Consider the following 22,408-nt stretch of genomic DNA (forward strand, 5'->3'; position numbering starts at 1 on the left):
TCAGGTAATAATCATCATAACCATACCTCACCTTGGCTCACTGCCTTGATTCCATAGTTCCTTCCAACTGTAGTTGACGCTACTAGCGGCAAAATCTGGTTCTCGTTGAAAGGGCTGACGAACATAGCGCACCACACAGTTTTTTTCCGCAACTTGATACTCTCCACTCGCTTCACGTAGGGCAAAAGCATCTCCTTCAGGGAAATTGCGGCTCACTGGCACCTGCACCAATGCCAAAATGTAGCTATCGGGCTTGTTCAGCGCCGTCAGAATTTCGTTTTTAGTAACGGTAACTGTTTCAGCACCTTCAACCCGACCTTTGACTTCGATAAACCGTAACTGCCCCGTGCCCAGTACCACGGATTCAATGTCATAGCCGCACTTGTGATCACTCACATCTCGCGGTTCATACCCCAGCGATCGCTCCATCGCTATGACGGCTGCAATTGCCGCTCGCTCTACCCGCCTAGTTTCCTTAGCAAAGATAGCGGCTGTCGATTCTCGTTTTCCCTCTAACCGCTGCAACAGCCCAATGGGCACCACTAGCACCGCAGCCACAACCACAGGTGGCAGGGGGGATAATCGGCGTTCCTGATCCAACTCTGCTAGACGCTTTTGCAGACGTGCAGACAACTCGTCGGCTCGTTGTTGGGCTTTCACAGAGTTGAGCTTGGCATTGGTTTTGCCTGCTTGCTCCTGTAAATGCAACTCTGCCGCCCGATGATCCCAGTAGTTAATCTCTTTGGTGAGGCGATCTTTGACTGCTCTGATCGTCTTGTCAATCAGTTTTTCCTTTTGTTGGCGGATCTCTTGGAGATGCTCAGGCACAAGATGGCAAGCGGCATAGCTCGTCGCAGTCTTTTCAATCTCGTCGCCAGTGGGCAGTTGAGCCAGCAGCGGCGCTAATAGAGGTTTTTCCGTTTCAGCCAAGGGGCGATAGTCAAGGTAAGGTGCATAACCTGCGTTTCGAGGAGAGAGAGATAAATGGTAGCTTTGTTGCTCACTTCTTCCCTCTTCTATATCCTCACTTCTTCTGGCCCGCATCTCCACATACTGCATCCGCCGCGAGACGACTCGGCGTTGACCATCTTGCCCAATGCGGCCATCTTGGATGGCATGTTCTAAATAGACTAAAACTCTGATCTCTTCACTGGGATCATTTTCGTCCACCAGAATGGCCCCTTGGCGCAAAATATGCCGGTGCTGTTCCAGAATCAAGTCAATAGTGGCACTCAGTAAAGGGTGACTAGGGGAAATCAATTCTGCCAAGGGTTTACCGCAAACACTCATCAAGCTTTTTTCAAAGCAAACCCTCTCATACCGTTTTGGAATCGCTGCACCCATGCCAATGAGACGGTCGCGATCGCGAATGAGCGCTGGCACATGGGTAATCTCATAGCGATTTGGTTCGCGCTGGCGAATGCTACCCCCTAGGCGCCGAAATGCCTCTAGGAAAAAAGCAGCAATATAGTGAGGTTGCAGTTTGCGAGCTTCAGCCCGTTCCATTTCTTGGCGAATCTGTTGGACTTGACTGATGTCCATGCAATCACGAGCTAGTGCCCGTTCCTCTAGCAGTTTTCGTAGCTGGTTAATATCCAAGCGATTGTCAATAATCCTTTCTAATTTCGCCCTCACCTGTGGCTTCTCGCCGTAGCGAATGGCCTCGATCATTAACTCCTGCAACTCTTTACCGGCGATCGCCTTGCCCAAAACATCAAAAACCTTGCCCCCTAGTGCTTGGTGCTGAATTTCTAGCTTTTTCAGTAGGGCTAAATACACATCCCCTTCACGAGTCTCCTCAGCAACCAAATTCCACAAATGACACACTTCGGTTTGACCAATGCGGTGGATACGCCCGAACCGTTGCTCCAAGCGATTAGGGTTCCAAGGCAAGTCATAGTTGATCATCAAATGTGCCCGCTGTAGGTTAATCCCTTCTCCGGCCGCATCGGTCGCAACCAAAATCTGTACTGCTACATCCTGCTTAAAGGCTTCTTCAGCTTTTTTACGTTCTTCGCGACCCATGGCGCCGTGAATGGCAACGACAGCTTCCTTAGAACCCAACAAATTGCTGATTTTGTCAACCAGATAGTTCAATGTGTCCCGATGCTCGGTAAAAATGACTAACTTGCGCCGATGACCACCCGCATCAAACATTTCCTTCTGGTTTTGTAGGAGTTTGGATAATTCCTCCCACTTGCGGTCCTGACCACTGCGCCACACCTGTAATGCCAGTTCTTCTAGTTGACGCAGTTGCTGAATTTCTGCCTCCAGTTCAGTGATGGTTTGAGCAGCGGTTGCTTGATCAACGAGTTCTTCTTCCCATTGTTCCCGTTCTTCGGCAGGTAAATCCTGCAGTTCCTTATCTAAATCATTTGACCAACTCAGAGAATCAGGGAAAAGGGGCTGAGAAGAGTTCCTTGTTCTGTCTGCTCGTCGACGAAGTTTTTCTTCCCGCAGTCGTGTCTCTAGTCTTTCCCGCCGGCGACGCAGGGATTCGTAAATTGCTTGGGGCGAGGAGGCAAGGCGGCGTTGCAAAATCGTCAAGGCAAAACCCACAGTTCCTTTACGGCGATCGCTCCCTAAGGCGTCTGCGCGGTTGAATTCTGTCCTGACGTAATCCGTCACTTGCTGGTAAAGCTTTGCTTCCAGATCAGACAGAAGATACTTTACGGTGTGTGCTAAGCGTTCTGGAAATAAGAGCCTGCCATCAAATTTGACTAAATCTTCTTTGACGACTCGCCGCATTAAATCGGAAGCATCACAAGTGTGTACACCGTCGCGAAAGCGTCCTTCAAAGCGATCGCCATCTAGGAGTGCCAGAAATAACTGAAAATCTTCTTCTCTGCCATTGTGGGGTGTTGCCGTCATCAGCAAAAAATGACGCGCTAGGGTAGATAGTAGCTTACCTAATCGATAACGCTTGGTTTCTTTAACCTCGTCGCTAAAGAAGGAGGCAGAAAGTTTATGCGCTTCATCAACAACAATTAAGTCCCAATCGCTTTGTTTGAGCTTGAGTTGCAGATTTTCATCGCGGCTGAGCTTGTCCAAGCGAGCAATCAGCAGGGGGATTTCTGTAAAGACATTCCCGGTACGCGCCGCTTCGATGCGGTCATTGGTGAGTATCTCAAAGGGCAGGTGAAACTTTTGGGACAACTCCTCCTGCCATTGTATTGTCAAACTGCCGGGGCAAACAATCAGGCATCGCTGTAAATCCCCCCGCATCAGCAATTCTCGAATCAGCAACCCTGCCATAATGGTTTTGCCTGCCCCCGGATCATCCGCTAGGAGAAAGCGCAACGGTTGACGCGGCAGCATCTGGCCGTACACCGCTGTAATTTGATGGGGTAAAGGTTCTACCAATGAGGTATGCACCGCTAGCAACGGATCAAATAAGTGTGCTAGTCGAATGCGATGAGCTTCAGACACTAACCGCAATAATGCCCCGTCCCCGTCAAAACTCCAGCGGCGAGCTGCACTAACAATCTCCAAGGCTGGCTCGCGATCGCGAAACAGCAGTTCTGTGTGAGGCTGTCCATTGAAATCTTTATAAGTCAATTCAACGACGTCACTTCCATACCACGTTGCGTCAATCACTGTGACAATTTGATTCGGAAGAAGGCCTTTGACTGCTGTACCGTGGGTCAGGTCTTCAAGCTTTGCCATAAGTGATGCGGCAGGCTAAGAGGTTCTAATATTACTTATTATTATTAGCTAATTTACAGCATTCATTAACCAAACAATTGTGCTATTCGAGGTCTAGCAACCCTATAGCTACTTCAGCCATGATATTTAGATACGTTTGGGAATAGCCCATGTCCGATTGTGGTTGCCACATCGAAGCAAGAAATGCGGCGGAGCGCAAAACCCTGCGAATTGTGCTGCTGATCAACGTGCTCATGTTTTTTGTGGAGGTGATTACTGGCGTCCTTGCCCAGTCCACTGCCTTGATTGCTGATTCTCTTGATATGCTGGCCGATGCTCTCGTCTATGGCCTCTCCCTCTATGCCGTGGGGCGATCGCTCAAGCAGAAAACCCGTGCAGCAAGTCTAAGTGGCCTGTTTCAAATAACGCTAGCCGCCCTAATTTTGCTGGATGTGATCCGTCGCTTTGTCAGCGGTAGTGCCCCAGAGGCAGATTGGATGATGGCGATCGCCCTCCTTGGGCTAGTAGCCAATACTTGCTGTCTGTATCTAATTGCCCAACATCGGCGGGGGGAGGTGCATATGCGGGCGAGCTGGATTTTTACCCAAAACGATGTCATTGCCAATGTCAGCGTGATTGGAGCAGGGGCGCTAGTGGTCGTTTTTCAGTCTCCTTATCCTGATTTGATTGTGGGGTTTGGCATCGCCAGCCTTGTGCTTTGGGGCGGGATTCGCATTATTCGGGATGCAAGGCAAGCAGGGATGAGTACCCCTGTAGAATAGGTAGGGTTACCCTTTGGGAGAGGCTTTCTGTGAGCACACCCGCGATCGCCATTATTGACTACGATATGGGCAACCTGCATTCCGTGAGTAAAGCCCTTGATGTGGTGGGGGCAATGCCCTTAGTGAGCGATCGCGCCAGTGACATTTGTGCTGCGGATGCCGTGGTTCTCCCCGGTGTCGGTGCCTTTGACCCCGCCATGACCCATCTCCACGAGCGGGAACTGGTGCCTGTCATTCAGCGGGTGATTCAGCAGGGGATGCCCTTTTTGGGGATTTGTCTGGGTCTGCAAGTCTTGTTTGAGTGCAGTGAAGAAGGCAGAGAACCCGGCCTTGGTATTTTTGCGGGGAAAGTCAAACGCTTTCAATCTGAACCCGGTCTCCCCATCCCCCACATGGGCTGGAACCAACTGACCTTGACGCAACCCGCCTGTCCCCTCTGGCAGAATTTACCGCCAACCCCTTGGGTGTATTTTGTTCACTCCTACTTTGTCGCCCCTGAGGATCCAGAGTTAGTGGCCGCCACCGTCCGTCATGGTCAGCAAACTGTCACAGCCGCGATCGCCCGCACCAATGTCTTTGCTTGTCAATTTCACCCCGAAAAGTCGGGCAAGATCGGCCTGCAACTACTGCGCAACTTTGTCACTCTCGTCAAACACCAGTATGGCCATTTTAATCAAGAATGAGATATTATCCAGTCCAATAATTGCGAATCAGCTCATCACACCGTTCTTGCTAGCGCATCTGTTTTTTTCGGGTGATGCCCATCTGATTGAGGGTGTAACCAACGGTGGAAACTTGTACCCCAAATCGCTGGGCACGATCGATTAAACGGTCATCGGGATGCTTTGAGTCGCTTCACTGATTTTGCCGCCTTGCTTGATATTAGGAGACAACCCGCTCTCGTAAGTCCGAGCTATAGCTCATAAGGGAGTCAGGGGGCATGGGCTAAGCATAGAAATCAAGCCAATCAGACACTTCCCCAAGGTCAGTCCTGATAAAACCGCGTCCGCTTCAGCTCTTCAGTCGTAAACCCCAGCATCCGCAGCACCTCCTCGCGACTTAGTGTGGTGAACTTGTACAGGACAGTTGTTATGATTAACTCTATTATGGCTTGCTGCTTCAGGTCTGTTTCTGTCTGACTCCGCTGCGCAAGTAATCGATTGGGATAAATGACCACGGCTTGCCCATCAGAGAAGGTCTGGCGATACAGACGCAAATAGAGAAAGACTTCAGCAAAGAAGCGTTCGTAGAAGGTATTATCTCTTTGAAACTGGACTTCACAAAAATAAGGGATCAGGGGGGACAAAGACACCGTCAATGCGGAAGGCGGTTTGCTTGAGTTCAACGGAGTCAAAGCGGTAGCCCCTAGGATAGTCAATTCCAAGCAGCTCAAAGAGCGTCTGAGGCAGTTGAGCAAAAGTTGGTAAAAGAGGGAGTCGCGGCGCATGGGCTAGGGAATATATCACGGGAGCATGGATTAAAGCAGGCCGCGATAGCGAATAAATGTCAGCACTGCCGCCCACGACCCCAAAGCCACTTTCAGGGCAATGAGGATATTCAGCCAAGGAATCCAGCCACCACTGAGGAGCGTGCCAAACTGACCCGCCGGCAAGGCCACCCCCATCAACAGGCTGGCACCGCAGAGAATGAAAACAATCACGGAGATTTTTTCCCATCTGGCGGCATGGAAGCGACGATAGATGCTTTCTAGCCATTCTGGAGCTGAGGTAATGGCCACAAGCCCGATCGCCGTCCCGCCAGCAACGCCAGCCGCAAATCCACCCCCCGGACTCAGGTGCCCCCGCAAGGCCAACTCAATACACACAAGGGAGCAAATGGTGGCGCCAAATCTTGCCAAAACAATCGAGGGCTGATCATTAAAGCGGCTAACGTGGCCAAGGGGTTTTTCATTGCTGAGTAGATACTGTGCCCCCATGATGGCAAGAGTGAATACCACCACTTCAAAAATGGTGTCGTACAGGCGATTGCGCAAAATCACAGCCGTAACGGCATTGGGAATGCCACTCTGGTTAACAAGGGTTTCGACAATGGGAAGCGTTGGTACCGCAGGTAGGGTGGGGATCATCAGCATTTTCACCAGCAGCAGCACTGCCGCAATGCCATAGAGCCAAATCATGTCGCTGACTCCTCTTCACTGGGCAAGGGGTAATACACGAGTTCTGTGAGATTGGTGAGCTGGGGCTTGAGGATGGTGTAAAGGCGTGCTACACGGGTCATCGTTAATAATTGAGTGGTTTCTTCAGCACATAGGGCATGAATCTCGCGATCGCGGAGCGCTATTTTAAGTTGCTCAAAGGTGGGATAAATGATTAATTCAACACGCAAATGATAGGGAGCAACGGCTTCACGAATGGCTGCCAGTAAGTGATCCAAGCTATCGCTGGAGAGTGCCGAAGCTAAGATGCCCAATCGCAGCACCAAGGAAGAGCGTACTGCAACGGCGTAGAGCATAATTGAGAGCATTGTTCCCACAAGGGCTTCGGTCAGCGCCACATCGGCAGCGCCGAGAATGGCATAGAGCAGGGCCGCCACCGCACCAATAATGCCACGAATGACAAGGGCGTGGTAGGGATTCTCCTGAAACACCAGCATCAGAGCCGTTAGAGGCAAGAGTGCAGTGACAGCAATGAGCCAGCTATCCATCAGTGTCCTCCCCTTGGGAGCAGTAGGCCAAAACGTAGCCCAGAATGGTGTTCCAGAGGGCGAGGGAGATCAACGCCAAGACCAGAAGCGGCCATTCGCGGGGAATGCGCAGTAACACCCCGATCATGATCGCCATCGAACCTAAGGTATCGGAGACTGACAAAAAATGCAGTTTATAGAGGGGCGATCGCCGACCCACCAGCGGCCATGTTCCCCACAGCCAAAGAAAGAGACCAAAACTAATACAGGCATAACTGATCCACTGTAAAATCACTGACCCCCTCCCTAAAGATTGGCGACATCCCGTAGTCGCCGCAGAATCTGCGCCAAGAGCATCAGGGCACCATTGCCCACACTAAGGATGATCACCCCCACAATGCCAATCATCCAATCATCCCGCTGCACCGACACCAGCAAGATCATAATGGCTGCCTTTGTGGCAATACTGGCAAAGGCCAACATCTTCGACCAGATGTGCTCCCCCTTCCAAGCAGCATAGAGGGGAATGCCCAGAATCAACAGCATGATGACTAAAAAGGCGGTCATTTTTCGGGTCTGTGCTCCACTAGTTGATGCACTTCAAACCAGCCCTCCTCGTCGTAGTGCAGCACGATCGTCTTGGGGGTGAAGGTAATCGTAAAAATATCCAGAAAAATCAGACCGGGGGCACGGGTAGGATCAACGGGTTCACGGACGATCGCTTCATGACGATGGGGACGCACCATCATTTCAATTGTCTCAAAGTAGGCACGGGGAACAGCCATCGCCACTTTTCCTAGGGTACTCAGCCACTGCCGCAGTGTTGCCACACCCCCTCGCCCTTGGGGCAGCAGGAGCGAAACCAAAATCCCAATCGCCAGATTGACCAAGCCAAAGTCCGCCGTCAGCAGTAGCCAAATCGTCAGGCGCAGGGCAAAGTTCAAATAATTCATAGCGCTAACCCCACCAAGCCAAGTAAGAGTAACAGCATCACCCCTAGAAGATGCTCTAGGCGCTCCCAAGCCCCTCGCCAAGCGGATTCCCAGCGGGAGACCCCCAAGGCCACTAGGCCACACCCCACCAAGGGCGGCAAAAAGGCGCGTAACAAACTCATGCCACTACTGTAGGCTTCCATGTAGCCGGCATTGGCCAGAAATAGCCCACCCAAGAGCACCATTGTGGCGGCACTATAGCCCATAGGGGTCTTGCTGGGATAGCGGGGCAAAAAGAGGAATTTGCTGTAAATTGTGGCGGTCAAAAAGCCAGCACCATAGAGCAGTCCCTGCTGCCACGGATCAAGGTAACTCAGGGTCAAGGCCTTAGCGGGGAATCCAGCAAGGAAGGGCACACCGACAATGCCATAACCGGCAATAATCAGGGCGATCGCCACTGGGCGCGGCAGACCCTCTTGGCGCAATTCACTAAGACGATAGTGGCACAGTTCCCCCACACTCAAAAAAAGACTGGCCTTGGCTAAGCCGTGCATCAGAGCATACAAACCCGCTGCCGGTGGGGCAATGATCACCCATCCCAGGTGGCCAAGGGTACTAAAGCTGAGCATCCGTCGTACATCATCGGCCACCAAGGCAAATATTGAGCCAAAAAAGATCGAGGCGAGGGCAAACAGCTGCACAATATCGGCAATGTTGCTATGGAGCAGACTGACGCGAGCAAGGCTAAACACCCCAGCATTTTCGACAATGCCGGCCAGGAGAGCAGCAACAATGGGAGCAGCAACGACGTTAGTTTGGGGCAACCAAAGCCCACTAATGAAAATGGCGCCCTTGGCCAACAATGCCATCAAAATCAGCGCCACAGCCTCTGGCGGTGCCTGCATCAGGGCACTAAAGGCAAAGGTATGGTTTGTCTGATAGACGAGCGCCACCCCCATTAGATAAAAGAGCATGGCCACGTTGCTCACCATCAGGTAGCGTAGGCCAATCCAGAGGGGGCGATCGCTACGGGGATAGGCAATCAACAAAAAGACAACAATCCCCAGCACCTCAATATTGACGTAGAGACTGAGGAAATCCGCTGAAATAAAGACGGTGTTGGCACAGCCGTGGAGCAGACACAGCAGCACATAGAAGAACGCTTTATAACCCTCCTGCCACGTATGTAACAGTGCTGCCAAAATGACGAGGGCATTGGTGACAATAAAGTAGCCACTGAGGGGGTCAATGCTCAGGGAAATGCCAAAGCTATCGAGTAGGACAAACGCAGTGTTGACTTGGTTAATGGTGATGCCTAAGCCGACACAGAGGGAAACAAGGGCGATCGCCAGCGGCAGACCCCGCGCTAAGGGGGGCAATAAGTAAAGCGTTAAACCCGCCACAAAGGGCAACAAAATCCAAGCGATCGCCAGCGCCGTCATTGCCGCTCCCTACAGGTACTTTTGATCAATTTCTGGGGTTTCCAACGTCGGGTTATCCCGCGCTAGCTTCATTGCTGCCACCAGCATCAGCGTTTGAATCGAAAGGCCAATCACGATCGCGGTTAAAATCACGGCTTGGGGTACGGGGTCGGCATAGGCAGCATCAAAGGCTCCGCCACGGGCAATGGGCGTGACCAGACCACTGTGGGTGGCAATGACCACAAACAAAGCCACTACGCCGGTGCTCATGACATCCATCGTCACAATCTTCATTAGCAGGTTTTTCTTGACGATCGTTGCTAGAAACCCGACGAGGATAGTGACAAAAACACTGGCTTCCAAGAAAATCATGAGACCCCACCCCCAGACACTCTGGTATTTAGAACAAACTGTAACATTCTGCTTTGCCGTTACACCTTGCCTGTTGCTATAAAACTGCACTGCCGCAACCAACGGTGAGGAACCTTAAGCCCGTCAACCCCCATCTTGACTTTATTCAGATCAATATTAATTCTTTATAGAATAGATTTTTGTCAATAGAAGTGCCACAAACTTTATAATTTAGAAAAATGCTTAACAATTTGCAACATTTGGCAAATAGGTATATATTCTTATTCAGATGCGTGAACAGAGTACTGGACTCGTCCCTTGGGGGGTTGTCTGATGAATGTCCAATTTCCTTGGCTGACTGTACTGACACTGCTGCCTTTAGTGGCAGCCTTTTTCATTCCCGTATTGCCCGACCGTGAGGGGAAGACAGTCCGCTGGTATGCCCTAGCGATCGCCCTCCTCGAATTTGGCCTCTCGGCAATGGTTTTCTGGCAGCACTACGATGCCCAATCCGCCCAGATCCAAATGGTGGAAACCGTGCCTTGGCTGCCGCAAATCGGCCTGAACTGGTCCCTAGCGGTTGATGGCCTTGCCGTCCCCCTGATGTTGCTGACGGGTCTGGTCAACACAGTGGCAATCTTTGCGGCTTGGCAAGTAAAGCAGAAGCCGCGTTTATTTTATTTCCTGATGCTGGCGCTCTACAGTGCCCAAATTGGCGTCTTTGCCGCCCAAGACCTCATCCTCTTCTTCCTGATTTGGGAATTGGAACTGGTGCCCGTCTATCTACTCATTTCCATCTGGGGGGGAGCCAAACGCCAATACGCCGCTACAAAATTCATCCTCTACACTGCCGTTGGTTCCCTCTTTATCCTCATTGCTGGCCTCGGGATGGCCTTCTATGGGGGGGACTTTACGCTCAGCATGGCGGCCTTGGGTCTCAAGGACTATCCCTTGGCGCTGGAACTGCTGGCCTATGGTGGTTTCCTGATTGCCTTTGGTGTCAAGCTGCCGATTTTTCCGCTACACACTTGGTTACCCGATGCCCATGGTGAAGCCTCGGCGCCCGTGTCAATGGTGCTGGCAGGCGTGCTCTTGAAAATGGGGGGCTATGGCCTGATTCGCTTCAACCTGCAAATGTTGCCGGATGCCCACATCTACTTTGCCCCTGTTCTGATTGCCCTTGGGGTCGTGAATATTGTCTATGGTGCCCTGACTGCTTTTGGCCAAGAAAACCTGAAGCGGCGGCTGGCCTACTCCTCGATTTCCCACATGGGCTTTGTGCTGCTGGGCATTGGTGCCCTCAATGGCATTGGTCTCAATGGGGCGATGCTGCAAATGCTTTCCCACGGTTTGATTGCGGCTGTTCTCTTCTTCTTGGCCGGGGTGACCTACGATCGCACCCACACATTGGCCATGGCAAAAATGAGCGGGATTGCCCAATCCATGCCGAAAACCTTTGCCCTCTTTACTGCCGGCTCTATGGCTTCGCTGGCGCTGCCCGGTATGAGTGGTTTTGTCAGTGAACTGACGGTCTTTTTGGGCTTGACCAACAGTGATGCCTACTCCACGACCTTCAAAGTGGGGGTGATTTTCCTTGCCGCTGTTGGGGTGATTATTACGCCCGTCTATCTGCTCTCGATGGTGCGCCGTGTCTTTACGGGCAAACAAGCGGGCGATATGTTTGACAAACTGCTGTTGGACATCAATCCCCGTGAAACCTTCATTGCCCTGTCCCTGTTGGTGCCGATTATTGCTGTGGGGATGTATCCCAAGCTAGCCACCCAAACCTACGATGTGACCACGACAGCGATCGCTAGCCATGTCCATGCGGCTCTGCCGGCGGTAGTGCAGCACCATCTGCCCCTCTATGCCCAACTGACCCAATCCGCCCCCAGCCTAGTTAGTGAAGCAACCGTTGCCGACAGTACCCTCTAGGGGTGAGGGGTGGGAATGCACCGTCTCCAACTGGCAGTTCAGGGCATTCATTGCTAGAGTGGAGTAACGGCATTCCTGCCCTTGGGCAGATTGCATAAACTGAATACGGTGATTCAATAAAGGCTCTATGAGTAATCTCGAGAAACAAATTGAACAAGCCCGCGAGGAAGCCCACAAAATCTGTGACACCGAAGGGGCAACCTCTGGACAGTGTGCCGCCGCTTGGGATGCCCTTGAGGAACTGCAAGCGGAAGCTGCCCACCAACGCGCTGAGCAGCAAGATCACAAAACCTCCTTCCAGCAGTACTGTGATGACAACCCTGATGCTGCTGAGTGCCGCATTTACGACGACTAAGGGTTGAGGGTGTGGGTCGCTGGCAACAGTTGTGGGATCAATTTGCCGCAGCGACGGGTCAGCGGCTCCATGGGGGTAAAGCCCTTGCGGTAGGGGGCGGCAGTATCAACACCACCTATGTGTGGCAACATCCTGAGCAACCCCTCTTTGTTAAATTCAATCGCCCTGAACGTCAGGCCATGTTTGCTGCCGAAGCCAATGCCCTGCGGGCGATCGCCAAGGTTCAAGCGATTCGTGTTCCCCTTCCCCTGCTATGGGGAGTGGTTGAGGACGCGAGTTTTTTAGTGTTGGAATACTTGCCCCTCACCAGTGCCGGAGATTGGTGGCAAATGGGGGTAGAGCTGGCACAGTTGCACCTCAAGAGCACTGGCGATCGCTATGGCTGGTCGGAGAATAACACCATTGGTGCCACTCCTCAAATCAACCCTTGGTCAGACAACTGGGGGGAGTTTTTCCGCGATGCTCGCCTGCGTTATCAGTTTGATCTGGCTCGCCGTCGGGGTGGACACTTTCCCAAGGCGGAGCAGCTCCTAGCAGCCATTCCAGAACTCCTGAACCATGAGCCAACCCCTACCCTAGTGCACGGCGATCTCTGGTCGGGAAATGCTGCCTTTTGTCGTACGGGGGAACCCGTCATTTTCGACCCCGCCAGTTACTATGGCGATCGCGAGGTGGACTTGGCCATGAGTGAACTCTTTGGTGGCTTTCCTGCGGCCTTTTATGAGGGCTACAACGCCACCTATCCCTTAGCGGCTGACTATAGGCAACGGAAAACCATCTACAACCTGTACCACATCCTCAATCACTTCAATCTCTTTGGCGGCAGTTATGGGACTCAAGCCCAGTACATGATTGAGCAGATCCTTTAACTACAAGCTGCCCTGTGGAACAGAACGTTTGCCAAAGCACTCTAAAATCAAACAGTGCTCCCTCGCCTCACATCCCTGTAGTATCGTGGAGTGCATGGCTTCAATTTTTGAGTGTTTGCGAGATTCCTTCCTATGTCCGATGGCAAAGTGCCACCCACAAATGCTTCTACCCCTGAATCAGTGACAGCCAAGGCCGAAAAGACGACAGAACCTTGGTGGCTGGAGATGGCCAAAACCTTGGGGCTGGCTGCTCTCTTGGCCTTTGGTATTCGTACCTTTGTAGCAGAAGCGCGCTATATCCCCACCGGCTCGATGGAAGAAACCCTGCTGATTAACGATCGCCTGATTATTGAAAAGATCAGCTACTATTTCCATGCCCCCCATCGCGGCGACATTATTGTTTTCAATCCAACTCCGGCCTTGCAACAGGCAGGCTTTCGTGATGCCTTTATCAAGCGGGTGGTGGGCTTGCCTGGGGATCGCGTGGAACTCCGCCAAGGGCGCGTCTATATCAACAATCAACCCCTACCCGAACCCTATCTAGCTCCCTCGACATTGACCTCCGTCGATACCTGTGCCGGTATTCAGCCCTATCTGGCTCAACCGCAGGTGATTCCTGCCAACAGCTACTTGGTCTTGGGGGATAACCGCAATAACAGCTTTGATGGCCGCTGCTGGGGCGTGGTACCGCGCAATTACATTATTGGTCGTGCGGCGATTCGCTTTTGGCCCCCCGATCGTTGGGGGTTGATTACCGATCCCAAGGAACCGCAACAGTGAGGCAAACCCTGCGCACCGAGGTACTCGTTGTGGGTGGTGGCACAGGGGGGGTAGCTGCTGCTTTAACGGCGGCTCGTATGGGAGCGCAAACGGTGCTGGTCAGTGAAACGCCGTGGCTAGGGGGCATGCTCACCAGTGCTGGGGTGGCGGCGCCCGATGGCAATGAACTCATGGCGTGGCAAACCGGGCTGTGGGGTGAGTTTCTGCGGGCGATCGCCCAACGCCAAGTGGGGGGGCTAGATCATGCTTGGGTGAGTTTTTTTACCTTTGAGCCAAAGGTCGCCGCTGATCTTTTTGCCGAGTGGGTCAAGGCAACCCCCAACCTGACGTGGCTTGTCGGTGAACTTCCCCAAGCGGTTTTGCGCCAAGGCGATCGCGTCCTCGGGGTGGAATTGACCACCCTCACCCTCCATGCCCAAATCACGATTGACGCCACAGAACTCGGGGATCTCCTTGCCTTGGGGGAAATTCCCCATCGCTGGGGGTGGGAGTGGCAGGCAGACACCCAAGAACCCTCAGCCCCCCCAGCACCCACAGCCTTGACTCAAACCTATCCCGTTCAAGCCCCCACATGGATTGTCGTTTTACAGGACTACGGTGAGGGTGCCACTGCCCCAGAGATTCCCCCTTCTCCCCTTTGGGATGAGCACAAGTTTAACGGTGCTTGGGCAGGCTATGACCCGCTGCACTTTCTCAACTATGGCCGCCTGCCGGGAAACCGCTTTATCCTCAACTGGCCGCAGCAGGGGAATGACTATGGGGTGGGTCTGGAACGGCTGATTGGCTCTGCCCAAGAGCGACAGGCCTTTTGCCAAGAGGCACGCTGGCACGCCCAAGATTTTGCCCGTTATGTGCAGCAACAGTTGGGTCGCCGCTATGGCTTAGCGGAAGAGACGTTTCCCCAACTCCCTGACCAACTGGGGGGCGGTGCCTATGCCCTCCATCCCTATTACCGCGAAAGTCGGCGCCTGATGGGTGTCACCACAATTCACGAGCAGGATATTCTCCCCACTGCGCCACCACCCGTTGATGCCCAAGGTCACTACACGGGCATTGCCATCGGCAACTATCCGAACGATCACCACTATCCGGGGATGGAACTCCCCCTTGTCCCTAAGTCCATTCGTTGGGGCGGTCGTTGGACGGGGACGCCCTTCGTGATTCCCTATACGTCGTTGATTCCCCAGACGGTAGAGGGCTTTCTAGTGGCAGAGAAAAATATCTCGGTGACCCATATTGCCAATGGTGCCACTCGCTTGCAACCGCTGGTAATGGGCATTGGACAGGGGGCAGGGTGGCTAGCCGCCACAGCCATTCGCCAAGGGAAATCGCTGCACCAACTGGTGGGCACCCTTGATCTGAAGCCCCTGATTCAGGAGTGCCGACAGGCAATCTTTCCCTTCTTTAACCTGCCGCCGCAACATCCCGAATGGGAAGCTTGGCAACTCCAGACACTCAATACATTTGATCCCACAGTTCCCCTACCGCCGACGGTGGCGATCGCCCAACCGACACCCATGATCGTGAGCGCCGGCATGCAAACGGTTAGCGGCGAATTTGTGAAACTAGGGGAACAGGCGTATCAACTCCGCACGGATCAGTGGTCTTGGCCTTTGGTAACACTCCACCCCACCGTCAACGAGCAACTGCAAACCTATCAAAGTGGGCAGCGAATCACAGTAACGGGGTTTATGAACCCCTACGCCCCTTGGATTCGGGTGGCGTGCGTGGCCTAAGTTTCGCAGCTTAGCTCCCCAAGGCGTTGATTAAAACGCAGATTCTCACTGTAGTCCACGGGGACATCAATAATGCTGGGCACAGACTGCGCAAGGGCAGTTTTCAACGTTGGGATAAAATCAGCGGTGGCTTCAATGCGATACCCCTTGAGTCCCATGCTCTCGGCCAACTTGACAAAGTCCGGGTTACCAAAGTGGACATAGGCAGATTCACCAAAGTAGCGCTGCTGCTTCCACTCGATGAGGCCATAGCCGCCGTCATTAAAGACGATGGTTGTAAAGTTGGTTCCTATGCGCAGCGCGGTTTCCAGTTCTTGGCAATTCATCATGAAGCCGCCATCGCCGGTGACTGCCACCACATGCCGCTGCGGATAGACTAATTTCGCCGCTATTGCCCCTGGTACGGCAATCCCCATTGCGGCAAAGCCATTGGAAATCAGGCAGGTATTGGGGCGATCGCAATGGTAGTGACGGGCAATCCACATCTTGTGGGCACCCACATCAGAAATGACGATATCCTCTGGCCCCATGACTTGACGCAGGTCGTAGATGAGCTTTTGCGGCTTGACGGGAAAACTCTCATCTTGGGCATATTGGCAGTAGTCAGCCACAATGTCTTGGCGCAGTTGCACGGCATAGGGGGTGGGCTTATCTTGGCGATCGGCCCGCTTGAGAATTTCATAGAGGGAATCAGAAATATCTCCCACCACCTCAATCACAGGAATATAGCTGCTGTCAATTTCGGCATGGGTGGCCGCAATATGGATAATGGGCAAGCGGCCATCGGGGTTCCAGCTTTTCGGGGAATACTCAATCAAGTCATAGCCAACGGCAATCACTAAGTCAGCATGATCAAAGCCGCAGCTAATGTAATCCCGCTGCTGGAGTCCCACCGTCCACAGGGCAAGGGAGTGCTGATAGGGAATGACCCCTTTACCCATGAAGGTATTGGCCACGGGGATATTCAGCTTTTCGGCAAAATGGGTGAGGGCAGCGGCAGCGTGGGCACGAATAGCGCCATTCCCCACTAAGATCAGGGGGTTCTCAGCAGCATTGATCAGTTCAGCGGCCTTGAGAATGCTCTGGAACGAGGCATAGGTTTTTTCGGGCGGGCTAGGCTTGAGGGGATAGCCCTCAGCTTCCATGGCGGCAATGTTTTCGGGCACATCAATGTGAACCGCCCCTGGCTTTTCATTCTGGGCAATCTTAAAGGCCTTGCGGACAATTTCTGGCGTAATGCTGGGGCGGACAATCTGGGCATTCCATTTGGTTACCGGGCTAAACATGGCCACCAAGTCTAGATATTGGTGGGACTCGATGTGCATGCGATCGGTGCCTACCTGCCCTGTAATGGCCACAAGAGGAGCACCATCGAGGTTAGCATCGGCAACACCGGTCATTAAATTCGTAGCACCGGGACCGAGAGTAGAAAGACACACCCCCGCTTTGCCGGTGAGACGACCATAGACATCGGCCATAAAGGCCGCCCCTTGTTCATGGCGGGTGGTGATAAATTGAATGGGGGAGCGACGCAGCGCTTGCAGAACATCAAGATTTTCTTCCCCCGGCAGACCAAAAATGTATTCTACGCCTTCATTTTCAAGGCATTTCACGAGTAATTCGGCGGTATTCATAAGGATGGGCGATCGCGGGCACTACTCCCTATCGTAGTTCTGTCTTTTTCGCCCAATCCTTAAATATTGGCAAATGCTGACGAAAGTTATGCCGCGGCCAGATCGGAGATCACCTTGGCCAGATTAATGTCCTTTTGGGTAATGCCGCCGGCATCATGCGTCGTAAGGCAGACCGTCACCCGATTCCAAGAAATGGATAAATCAGGGTGATGTCCAGCTTGCTCAGCGGGATCCACCAGACGATTGACAAAGGCAATGGAGCCAAGAAAATCCTTGAAAACAAATGTTTGCTCAAGGCGATCGCCCGCCAATTTCCAGCCCGCTAGGTTTGCTAGTTGTGCCTCAATATCGGCTGGAGAGAGTCGCTCTGCCATGGTTGTGCCTCAACCCTATTAGCTCTAGGGTAGCAGAGGCAATTTACCAACTGGACTTGACCACCCCCGGCAGCAACCCTTGGTGGGCCATTTCCCGCAGGGCATTGCGGCAGAGGCCAAAATCACGATAATAACCACGAGGACGACCTGTCAACCAGCAGCGATTTCGTAGCCGCGAAGGGGCACTATTGCGGGGCAACCGTTGCAGTTGACGATGGATGCTCATGATCTCTTCTTGGGTTTCGGCGCTGGCCAGTTGAGCCTTGAGTTCTTGGCGTTTGCTGGCGTATTTAGCAACAAGCCGTTGCCGCTTTTTTTCCCGTTCGATCATGCTTTTTTTGGCCATGGGGGTGTGTTTGTCCTCGATAATGATGAATTTGGTATCCTATATCCTATCAAAGAGCGATTTGCTGCTGCAACTGTTGATCCTTGCGGGGTGTTTCTGTGCCCTTACATCTGTACAACACACTGTCTCGCCGCCTTGAACCCTTCTCGCCCCTGCACCCAGAGCGGGTGACGATCTATGCCTGTGGTGTCACGGTGTATGACTACTGCCATTTGGGGCACGCCCGTTCCTATGTGGCTTGGGATGTGCTGCGCCGCTATCTCACGTTCTTGGGCTACGTGGTGCACTATGTGCAAAATTTTACCGATATTGATGACAAGATTTTGCGCCGCGCCCATGAAAACGGCGAGACGATGGCCACAGTGAGCGATCGCTACATTGCCGCCTACCACGAGGACATGGCGGCCTTGAATATCCTACCTGCCACTGCTTATCCCCGCGCGACAGAGGTGATTCCAGAAATTATTCACCTCATTCAAGGGCTACTGGATCGCGGCTATGCCTATGTGGCCGGCGGGGATGTTTACTATGCCGTGGCACAATTTCCCAGCTATGGCAAGCTCTCCGGGCGCCAGCTTGAGCAACTCATGGCCGGTGCCAGTGGCCGCATTGAGGAAGAGGAGGAGCAGCGCAAACGCCATCCCCTTGATTTTGCCCTCTGGAAAGCCGCAAAGCCGGAGGAAATGGCTGTTTATGACCCGTGGGAAGCCCCTTGGGGTAAAGGGCGCCCCGGCTGGCACATTGAATGCTCGGCAATGGTGCGACAGGCCTTTGGGGCAACGGTGGATATTCATTGCGGTGGCATGGATTTAATTTTCCCCCACCACGAGAATGAAATTGCCCAATCGGAGGCGGTGACGCAACAGCCCCTAGCCCGATTTTGGCTCCACAACGGCTTTGTTACCGTCAACACAGAGAAAATGTCCAAGTCCTTGGGGAATTTCACAACCATTCGTGATCTGCTGGCTCAGGGGGTGGATGCCATGGCCTTGCGCCTGTTGGTTTTGCAGGCTCAGTACCGCAAACCCTTGGACTTTACGCCAGAGGCACTGACCGCCGCTGCCAAGGGCTGGCAAACCCTGAAGGAGGCGCTACAGCTCAATCGGCAGCTCTCCCTGCCCGTCATTGATCCAGAGGGGGTCAAAGCTCACCCCAGTACCCAAGCCTTTTGTCAAGCTATGGATGAGGACTTGAACACCGCAGCAGCTCTAGCGGTCATCTTTGAACTGGCCAAAGTCCTGAATCGTGAGCAGCATCGCTATCTCCACGGGGGAGACTGGGGGCGATCGCCCGCTGAAATCAGCCGCGACTGGCACACCCTAGTCACTCTTGCTCAGGTTTTGGGTCTAGAGGCAAAAGCAGAGGCACAAGCTGCGTCAACGGTTGGCCTAACCGATGAGGAGATTCGAGAGTTAATTGCTGCTCGCACCGCTGCCCGCCAAGCCAAGAACTATGCGGAGAGCGATCGCCTGCGGGATCTCCTTTTGGCTCAAGGGGTCAAACTCGTGGATCAAAAGGACGGCACCACCCATTGGTTTCGCGTGCCCGCTGGCTCAACCCCCTAACTGTGGAGAACACTATGCACGATTCCCTTGCTGACCTGCGTCAGGAACTCTTGGCGCTTCTGTGCCGCGATGCCTACCGTGCCGGCGAGTTTATCCTTTCCTCTGGCCAAAAAAGCCACTACTACATCAACTGCAAACCTGTGACCCTATCAGCGCGGGGCGCTTACCTTGTGGGGCGGCTCTTCTTGGCGCAGTTAGCCCCTGAAGCGGTGGCGGTGGCGGGTCTCACCCTTGGGGCGGATCCCTTGGTGGTGGCAGTGAGCGTGCTCTCCAATGTGCACGGGCAGGATCGGGCAGCGCTGATTGTGCGCAAGGAAGCCAAAGGCCACGGCACGATGAGCTTTATTGAAGGTCCCCCCTTGCCCCAAGGGGCGGTGGTCACGGTGCTTGAGGATGTGATCACGACGGGGGGGTCTGCCCTCAAGGCGGTGCTGCGGCTCCAAGAGGCAGGCTATGTGGTCAATGAGGTTCTGGCCATTGTCGATCGCCAAGCGGGCGGGGAAGCTGCCTTTGCCGCTCAAGGAATACCCCTGCGATCGCTCTTTCGGATTAGCGACCTCGAAGCCTACCTCAATGCGGTCTAAATTCCCAACCGCTGGTAAATTTCCTCGAGGTACTTGAGGTGATGTTCAGGGTTAAAGCAGGCCTCGAGTTCCTCTGGTGCCAGGTAGCGCTGAATCTCTGGATCCCCTTTGAGGTTGGCAGCAAAGTCACCGTTGGGTTGATTCCACGCGGCATGGGCATGTTTTTGCACCAAGGCATAGGCAGCTTCGCGACTCAGCCCCTTCTCCACCAGCGCCAAGAGCACCCGCTGACTAAAGATGACACCGCCGTAGCAGTTCATATTGCGGCGCATATTTTCGGGATAGACCTGCAGCGTCTGCACCAAGTCAGTCATTTCCACCAGCATAAAGTGGCTGAGAATCGAGCTATCGGGCAAAATCACCCGTTCCACCGCACTGTGGGAAATATCCCGCTCATGCCAGAGGGCAACATTTTCAAGGGCAGCCAAAGCATTCCCCCGCAGCACCCGCGCTAGACCGGTCAGTCGTTCGGAACGAATGGGATTGCGTTTGTGGGGCATCGCAGAGGAGCCTTTTTGTCCCTTCGAGAAGAATTCCTCGACTTCAAGGACATCGGTGCGCTGAAGATTGCGAATCTCAACAGCAAAGCGCTCGAGGCTGGCTCCCAAGAGGGCAAGGGTTTGGGCATAGTCGGCATGGCGATCGCGGGAAATCACCTGTGTTGAAGCGGTATCGGGTTGGAGACCGAGTTTTTGGCAGGCGATCGCCTCCACCCGCGGATCCACATTGGCATAGGTGCCCACTGCCCCCGAAATTTTGCCTACGGCCACGGTGCGCTGCAATTGGCACAGGCGATCGCGATGGCGCAGCAATTCCGCCAGCCAACCCGCGAGTTTGAACCCAAAGGTAATGGGTTCGGCATGAATCCCATGACTGCGTCCCACCATCACCGTATAGCGATGTTCTTGGGCACGGTGGCGTACTGCCTGAATGAGCTGCTCCAACTGCTCTTGAATCAGCGTCAGACTGGCCACCAATTGCAGGGCTAAACCGGTGTCGAGGACATCTGAACTGGTCAAGCCAAGGTGAATATAGCGGCCGGCATCGCCAACATGTTCGTTGACATTGGTGAGGAAGGCAATGACATCGTGCTTTACCTCTGCCTCAATTTCCAGCACCCGTTGGGGGTCAAACTTGGCCTTGGCTTTGATTTCAGCGACGGCGTCAGCAGGAATATGTCCCAGTTCGGCTTGGGCTTCGCAGACCGCAATCTCAACATCGAGCCATGTTTTTAATTTGTAGGCATCCGTCCAGAGATTCCCCATTGGGGCAAGGGTATAGCGTTCGATCATGGGCGTATGTATCTCTAAGGGTGATCAAAAACGGTCATCTGGGGGCGATCGCCTATTTGCGTTCGGGATGGTACACAGTTTCCGCCGTGGCAAAGCCATTGAGGCGATAGATGAGTTGGTAAAGACGGCTGTAGTCCCGCTGGTTAAAGTGCAGGATCAATCGCGGCAGGTGGAGCGTGTGAGTCAAGGCAGGACGGTTAATGGGTTGCTCGTCTTCCACTTCCCGAGGCAACGGTTCAGCGCGTTCAATCTGCCCCGACACGAGGATGTCTTGAAAATCGCGATTGAGTTCTGCCAAGGCGGCATCACTAATGTCTTGGTTCAACCGCAGCACCAAGCGATCGCCCACATAGCGGCTAGAGTGATAGACACGATAAAAGCCACTGAGGTAAGCCAACCCCTCCTCAACACTGGTGCAAATGCGGTAGAGTTCCTGATCTTCACGGTTAATTAGTCCCTTGGCTGCCAGTTCTTCACGAATAAATCGATCCCAATGCTGCCAGTAGGTGCCGCCGGGAATGTCCATCAAGACCAAGGGTTTAGGGGGGGCTTTGCCCGTTTGACAGAGAGTCAAGCATTCAAAGGCTTCATCTTGGGTGCCAAAGCCACCGGGAAATACAGCAATGGCATCGGTTTCCTTGAGCAAAAAGAGCTTGCGCGTAAAGAAGTACTTGAAGTGAATCAGACGCGGATCCCCTTCAATATAGGGGTTAGCCCCCTGCTCAAAGGGGAGTTCAATGTTCAGGCCAAAGGACTTATTGGAGCCTGCCCCTTTGTTGCCAGCCTCCATGATGCCACCCCCGGCACCGGTGATAATCATAAACCCCGTGGCACTCGCCGCTTGGGCAAAGGCCACCGCCATTTCATAGACTGGCGCCGTGGAGGGAGTGCGTGCCGATCCAAAGATCGAAATTTTGCGGGTATGGCGATAGGGGGCAAAGACCCGCAGGGCTTGGTGCATATCCCGCAGGCAGGAACGCAGAATCTTCCAATCTAGTCGTTCCAGTTCCTCATCGGCAATATCCAGAAAAAGTTGCAGGGCTTGGTAAATCACGTCGCCGTGGGGCACCCTATCCAAGCGACGAATTAACTGTTCAAGGTCTTGCTGTAGGCTACTTAAAGCGACTCGCGAAAGGGTCATGGCACCCTAAGAACGTTAGCACC

The 22,408-nt window shown here is 53.4% G+C and carries 24 protein-coding genes and 1 pseudogene; 9 read left to right on the plus strand and 16 right to left on the minus strand.

Features of this window, described 5'->3' with window-relative positions:
* Window positions 1-27: 27 nt before the first annotated feature.
* A complete protein-coding gene (locus RHK62_RS12220; RefSeq protein ID WP_302677398.1) occupies window positions 28-3,666 on the minus strand; it encodes a helicase-related protein in 3,639 nt (1,212 codons plus the stop codon).
* Between the two features lie 149 nt (window positions 3,667-3,815).
* Here RHK62_RS12220 and RHK62_RS12225 point away from each other — a divergent pair, with 149 nt between their 5' ends.
* Together RHK62_RS12225 and hisH are read left to right on the plus strand one after the other, a co-directional pair.
* The gene (locus tag RHK62_RS12225) at window positions 3,816-4,427 is read left to right on the plus strand and encodes a cation diffusion facilitator family transporter (RefSeq protein WP_302678423.1); all 612 of its coding nucleotides are present in this window, start codon (window positions 3,816-3,818) and stop codon (window positions 4,425-4,427) included.
* 29 nt (window positions 4,428-4,456) lie between these two features.
* Window positions 4,457-5,110, plus strand: a complete 654-nt coding sequence (hisH, locus tag RHK62_RS12230) for an imidazole glycerol phosphate synthase subunit HisH (RefSeq protein WP_302678424.1) — start codon at window positions 4,457-4,459, stop codon at window positions 5,108-5,110.
* Between the two features lie 49 nt (window positions 5,111-5,159).
* On the opposite strand, the pseudogene RHK62_RS13145 reads toward hisH, so the two are convergent.
* From RHK62_RS13145 to RHK62_RS12275, 10 genes and pseudogenes are all read right to left on the minus strand, one after another.
* Window positions 5,160-5,261 (minus strand): annotated as a pseudogene (locus RHK62_RS13145) (IS630 transposase-related protein); the annotation flags it as partial.
* A gap of 151 nt (window positions 5,262-5,412) precedes the next feature.
* Window positions 5,413-5,733 (minus strand): DUF2887 domain-containing protein, encoded by a 321-nt coding sequence (locus RHK62_RS13150; protein WP_399372959.1) that lies wholly within the window; start codon window positions 5,731-5,733, stop codon window positions 5,413-5,415.
* The gene (locus tag RHK62_RS12240; protein WP_399375816.1) at window positions 5,705-5,950 is read right to left on the minus strand and encodes a DUF2887 domain-containing protein; all 246 of its coding nucleotides are present in this window, start codon (window positions 5,948-5,950) and stop codon (window positions 5,705-5,707) included. The genes RHK62_RS13150 and RHK62_RS12240 overlap by 29 nt, the downstream gene beginning before the upstream one ends.
* On the minus strand, window positions 5,905-6,564 hold the full coding sequence (locus tag RHK62_RS12245; protein WP_302678425.1) for a Na(+)/H(+) antiporter subunit B: 660 nt from the start codon (window positions 6,562-6,564) through the stop codon (window positions 5,905-5,907). The genes RHK62_RS12240 and RHK62_RS12245 overlap by 46 nt, the downstream gene beginning before the upstream one ends.
* Window positions 6,561-7,091, minus strand: a complete 531-nt coding sequence (locus RHK62_RS12250; RefSeq protein ID WP_302678426.1) for a DUF4040 domain-containing protein — start codon at window positions 7,089-7,091, stop codon at window positions 6,561-6,563. The genes RHK62_RS12245 and RHK62_RS12250 overlap by 4 nt, the downstream gene beginning before the upstream one ends.
* A complete protein-coding gene (locus RHK62_RS12255) occupies window positions 7,084-7,362 on the minus strand; it encodes a monovalent cation/H(+) antiporter subunit G (RefSeq protein ID WP_181496944.1) in 279 nt (92 codons plus the stop codon). Before RHK62_RS12255 ends, RHK62_RS12250 begins: the two co-directional genes overlap by 8 nt.
* 14 nt (window positions 7,363-7,376) lie before the next feature.
* Window positions 7,377-7,637, minus strand: a complete 261-nt coding sequence (locus tag RHK62_RS12260; RefSeq protein WP_181495024.1) for a hypothetical protein — start codon at window positions 7,635-7,637, stop codon at window positions 7,377-7,379.
* Window positions 7,634-8,023, minus strand: coding sequence for a Na+/H+ antiporter subunit E (locus RHK62_RS12265; RefSeq protein ID WP_206200391.1), 390 nt, complete (start codon window positions 8,021-8,023; stop codon window positions 7,634-7,636). Before RHK62_RS12265 ends, RHK62_RS12260 begins: the two co-directional genes overlap by 4 nt.
* Window positions 8,020-9,444, minus strand: coding sequence for a cation:proton antiporter (locus RHK62_RS12270; RefSeq protein WP_310453776.1), 1,425 nt, complete (start codon window positions 9,442-9,444; stop codon window positions 8,020-8,022). The genes RHK62_RS12265 and RHK62_RS12270 overlap by 4 nt, the downstream gene beginning before the upstream one ends.
* A gap of 9 nt (window positions 9,445-9,453) precedes the next feature.
* Window positions 9,454-9,795, minus strand: coding sequence for a cation:proton antiporter subunit C (locus RHK62_RS12275; protein WP_149819866.1), 342 nt, complete (start codon window positions 9,793-9,795; stop codon window positions 9,454-9,456).
* A 312-nt stretch (window positions 9,796-10,107) separates the two neighbouring features.
* On the opposite strand from RHK62_RS12275, the gene RHK62_RS12280 reads away from it, so the two are divergent.
* The 5 genes from RHK62_RS12280 (at window position 10,108) to RHK62_RS12300 (ending at window position 15,449) form a co-directional block, all read left to right on the plus strand.
* Window positions 10,108-11,709: an NAD(P)H-quinone oxidoreductase subunit 4 gene (locus RHK62_RS12280; RefSeq protein WP_302678428.1), complete on the plus strand. Its 1,602-nt coding sequence runs from the start codon at window positions 10,108-10,110 to the stop codon at window positions 11,707-11,709.
* 127 nt (window positions 11,710-11,836) lie between these two features.
* Window positions 11,837-12,064: a Calvin cycle protein CP12 gene (locus RHK62_RS12285; protein ID WP_011057657.1), complete on the plus strand. Its 228-nt coding sequence runs from the start codon at window positions 11,837-11,839 to the stop codon at window positions 12,062-12,064.
* Window positions 12,065-12,075: 11 nt separating this feature from the next.
* On the plus strand, window positions 12,076-12,933 hold the full coding sequence (locus RHK62_RS12290; RefSeq protein ID WP_302678429.1) for a fructosamine kinase family protein: 858 nt from the start codon (window positions 12,076-12,078) through the stop codon (window positions 12,931-12,933).
* A 132-nt stretch (window positions 12,934-13,065) separates the two neighbouring features.
* Window positions 13,066-13,713 (plus strand): signal peptidase I, encoded by a 648-nt coding sequence (lepB, locus tag RHK62_RS12295; RefSeq protein WP_302677389.1) that lies wholly within the window; start codon window positions 13,066-13,068, stop codon window positions 13,711-13,713.
* On the plus strand, window positions 13,710-15,449 hold the full coding sequence (locus RHK62_RS12300; protein ID WP_302677388.1) for an FAD-dependent oxidoreductase: 1,740 nt from the start codon (window positions 13,710-13,712) through the stop codon (window positions 15,447-15,449). Before lepB ends, RHK62_RS12300 begins: the two co-directional genes overlap by 4 nt.
* Here the strand turns inward: RHK62_RS12300 and RHK62_RS12305 are convergent.
* The 3 genes from RHK62_RS12305 to rpsN form a co-directional block, all read right to left on the minus strand.
* On the minus strand, window positions 15,446-17,083 hold the full coding sequence (locus tag RHK62_RS12305; protein WP_206200397.1) for an acetolactate synthase large subunit: 1,638 nt from the start codon (window positions 17,081-17,083) through the stop codon (window positions 15,446-15,448). The two genes, RHK62_RS12300 and RHK62_RS12305, sit on opposite strands and share 4 nt — an antisense overlap.
* 86 nt (window positions 17,084-17,169) lie before the next feature.
* The gene (locus RHK62_RS12310) at window positions 17,170-17,457 is read right to left on the minus strand and encodes a 4a-hydroxytetrahydrobiopterin dehydratase (protein ID WP_310453777.1); all 288 of its coding nucleotides are present in this window, start codon (window positions 17,455-17,457) and stop codon (window positions 17,170-17,172) included.
* Window positions 17,458-17,500: 43 nt separating this feature from the next.
* Window positions 17,501-17,803 (minus strand): 30S ribosomal protein S14, encoded by a 303-nt coding sequence (gene rpsN, locus RHK62_RS12315; protein WP_011057663.1) that lies wholly within the window; start codon window positions 17,801-17,803, stop codon window positions 17,501-17,503.
* Window positions 17,804-17,901: 98 nt separating this feature from the next.
* On the opposite strand from rpsN, the gene cysS reads away from it, so the two are divergent.
* Both cysS and pyrE read left to right on the plus strand, forming a co-directional pair.
* On the plus strand, window positions 17,902-19,368 hold the full coding sequence (cysS, locus tag RHK62_RS12320; RefSeq protein WP_302678434.1) for a cysteine--tRNA ligase: 1,467 nt from the start codon (window positions 17,902-17,904) through the stop codon (window positions 19,366-19,368).
* A gap of 14 nt (window positions 19,369-19,382) precedes the next feature.
* Entirely contained in the window at window positions 19,383-19,952 is a 570-nt protein-coding gene (pyrE, locus tag RHK62_RS12325) for an orotate phosphoribosyltransferase (RefSeq protein ID WP_302677386.1), read from the plus strand.
* Here pyrE and purB read toward each other — a convergent pair.
* Both purB and RHK62_RS12335 read right to left on the minus strand, forming a co-directional pair.
* Window positions 19,949-21,244: an adenylosuccinate lyase gene (gene purB / locus RHK62_RS12330; RefSeq protein WP_302678435.1), complete on the minus strand. Its 1,296-nt coding sequence runs from the start codon at window positions 21,242-21,244 to the stop codon at window positions 19,949-19,951. The genes pyrE and purB overlap by 4 nt on opposite strands.
* 52 nt (window positions 21,245-21,296) lie before the next feature.
* On the minus strand, window positions 21,297-22,385 hold the full coding sequence (locus RHK62_RS12335) for an LOG family protein (RefSeq protein ID WP_206200402.1): 1,089 nt from the start codon (window positions 22,383-22,385) through the stop codon (window positions 21,297-21,299).
* Window positions 22,386-22,408: the final 23 nt, after the last annotated feature.

The organism is Thermosynechococcus sp. HY213, from assembly GCF_031460975.1.
Lineage (GTDB): Bacteria > Cyanobacteriota > Cyanobacteriia > Thermosynechococcales > Thermosynechococcaceae > Thermosynechococcus.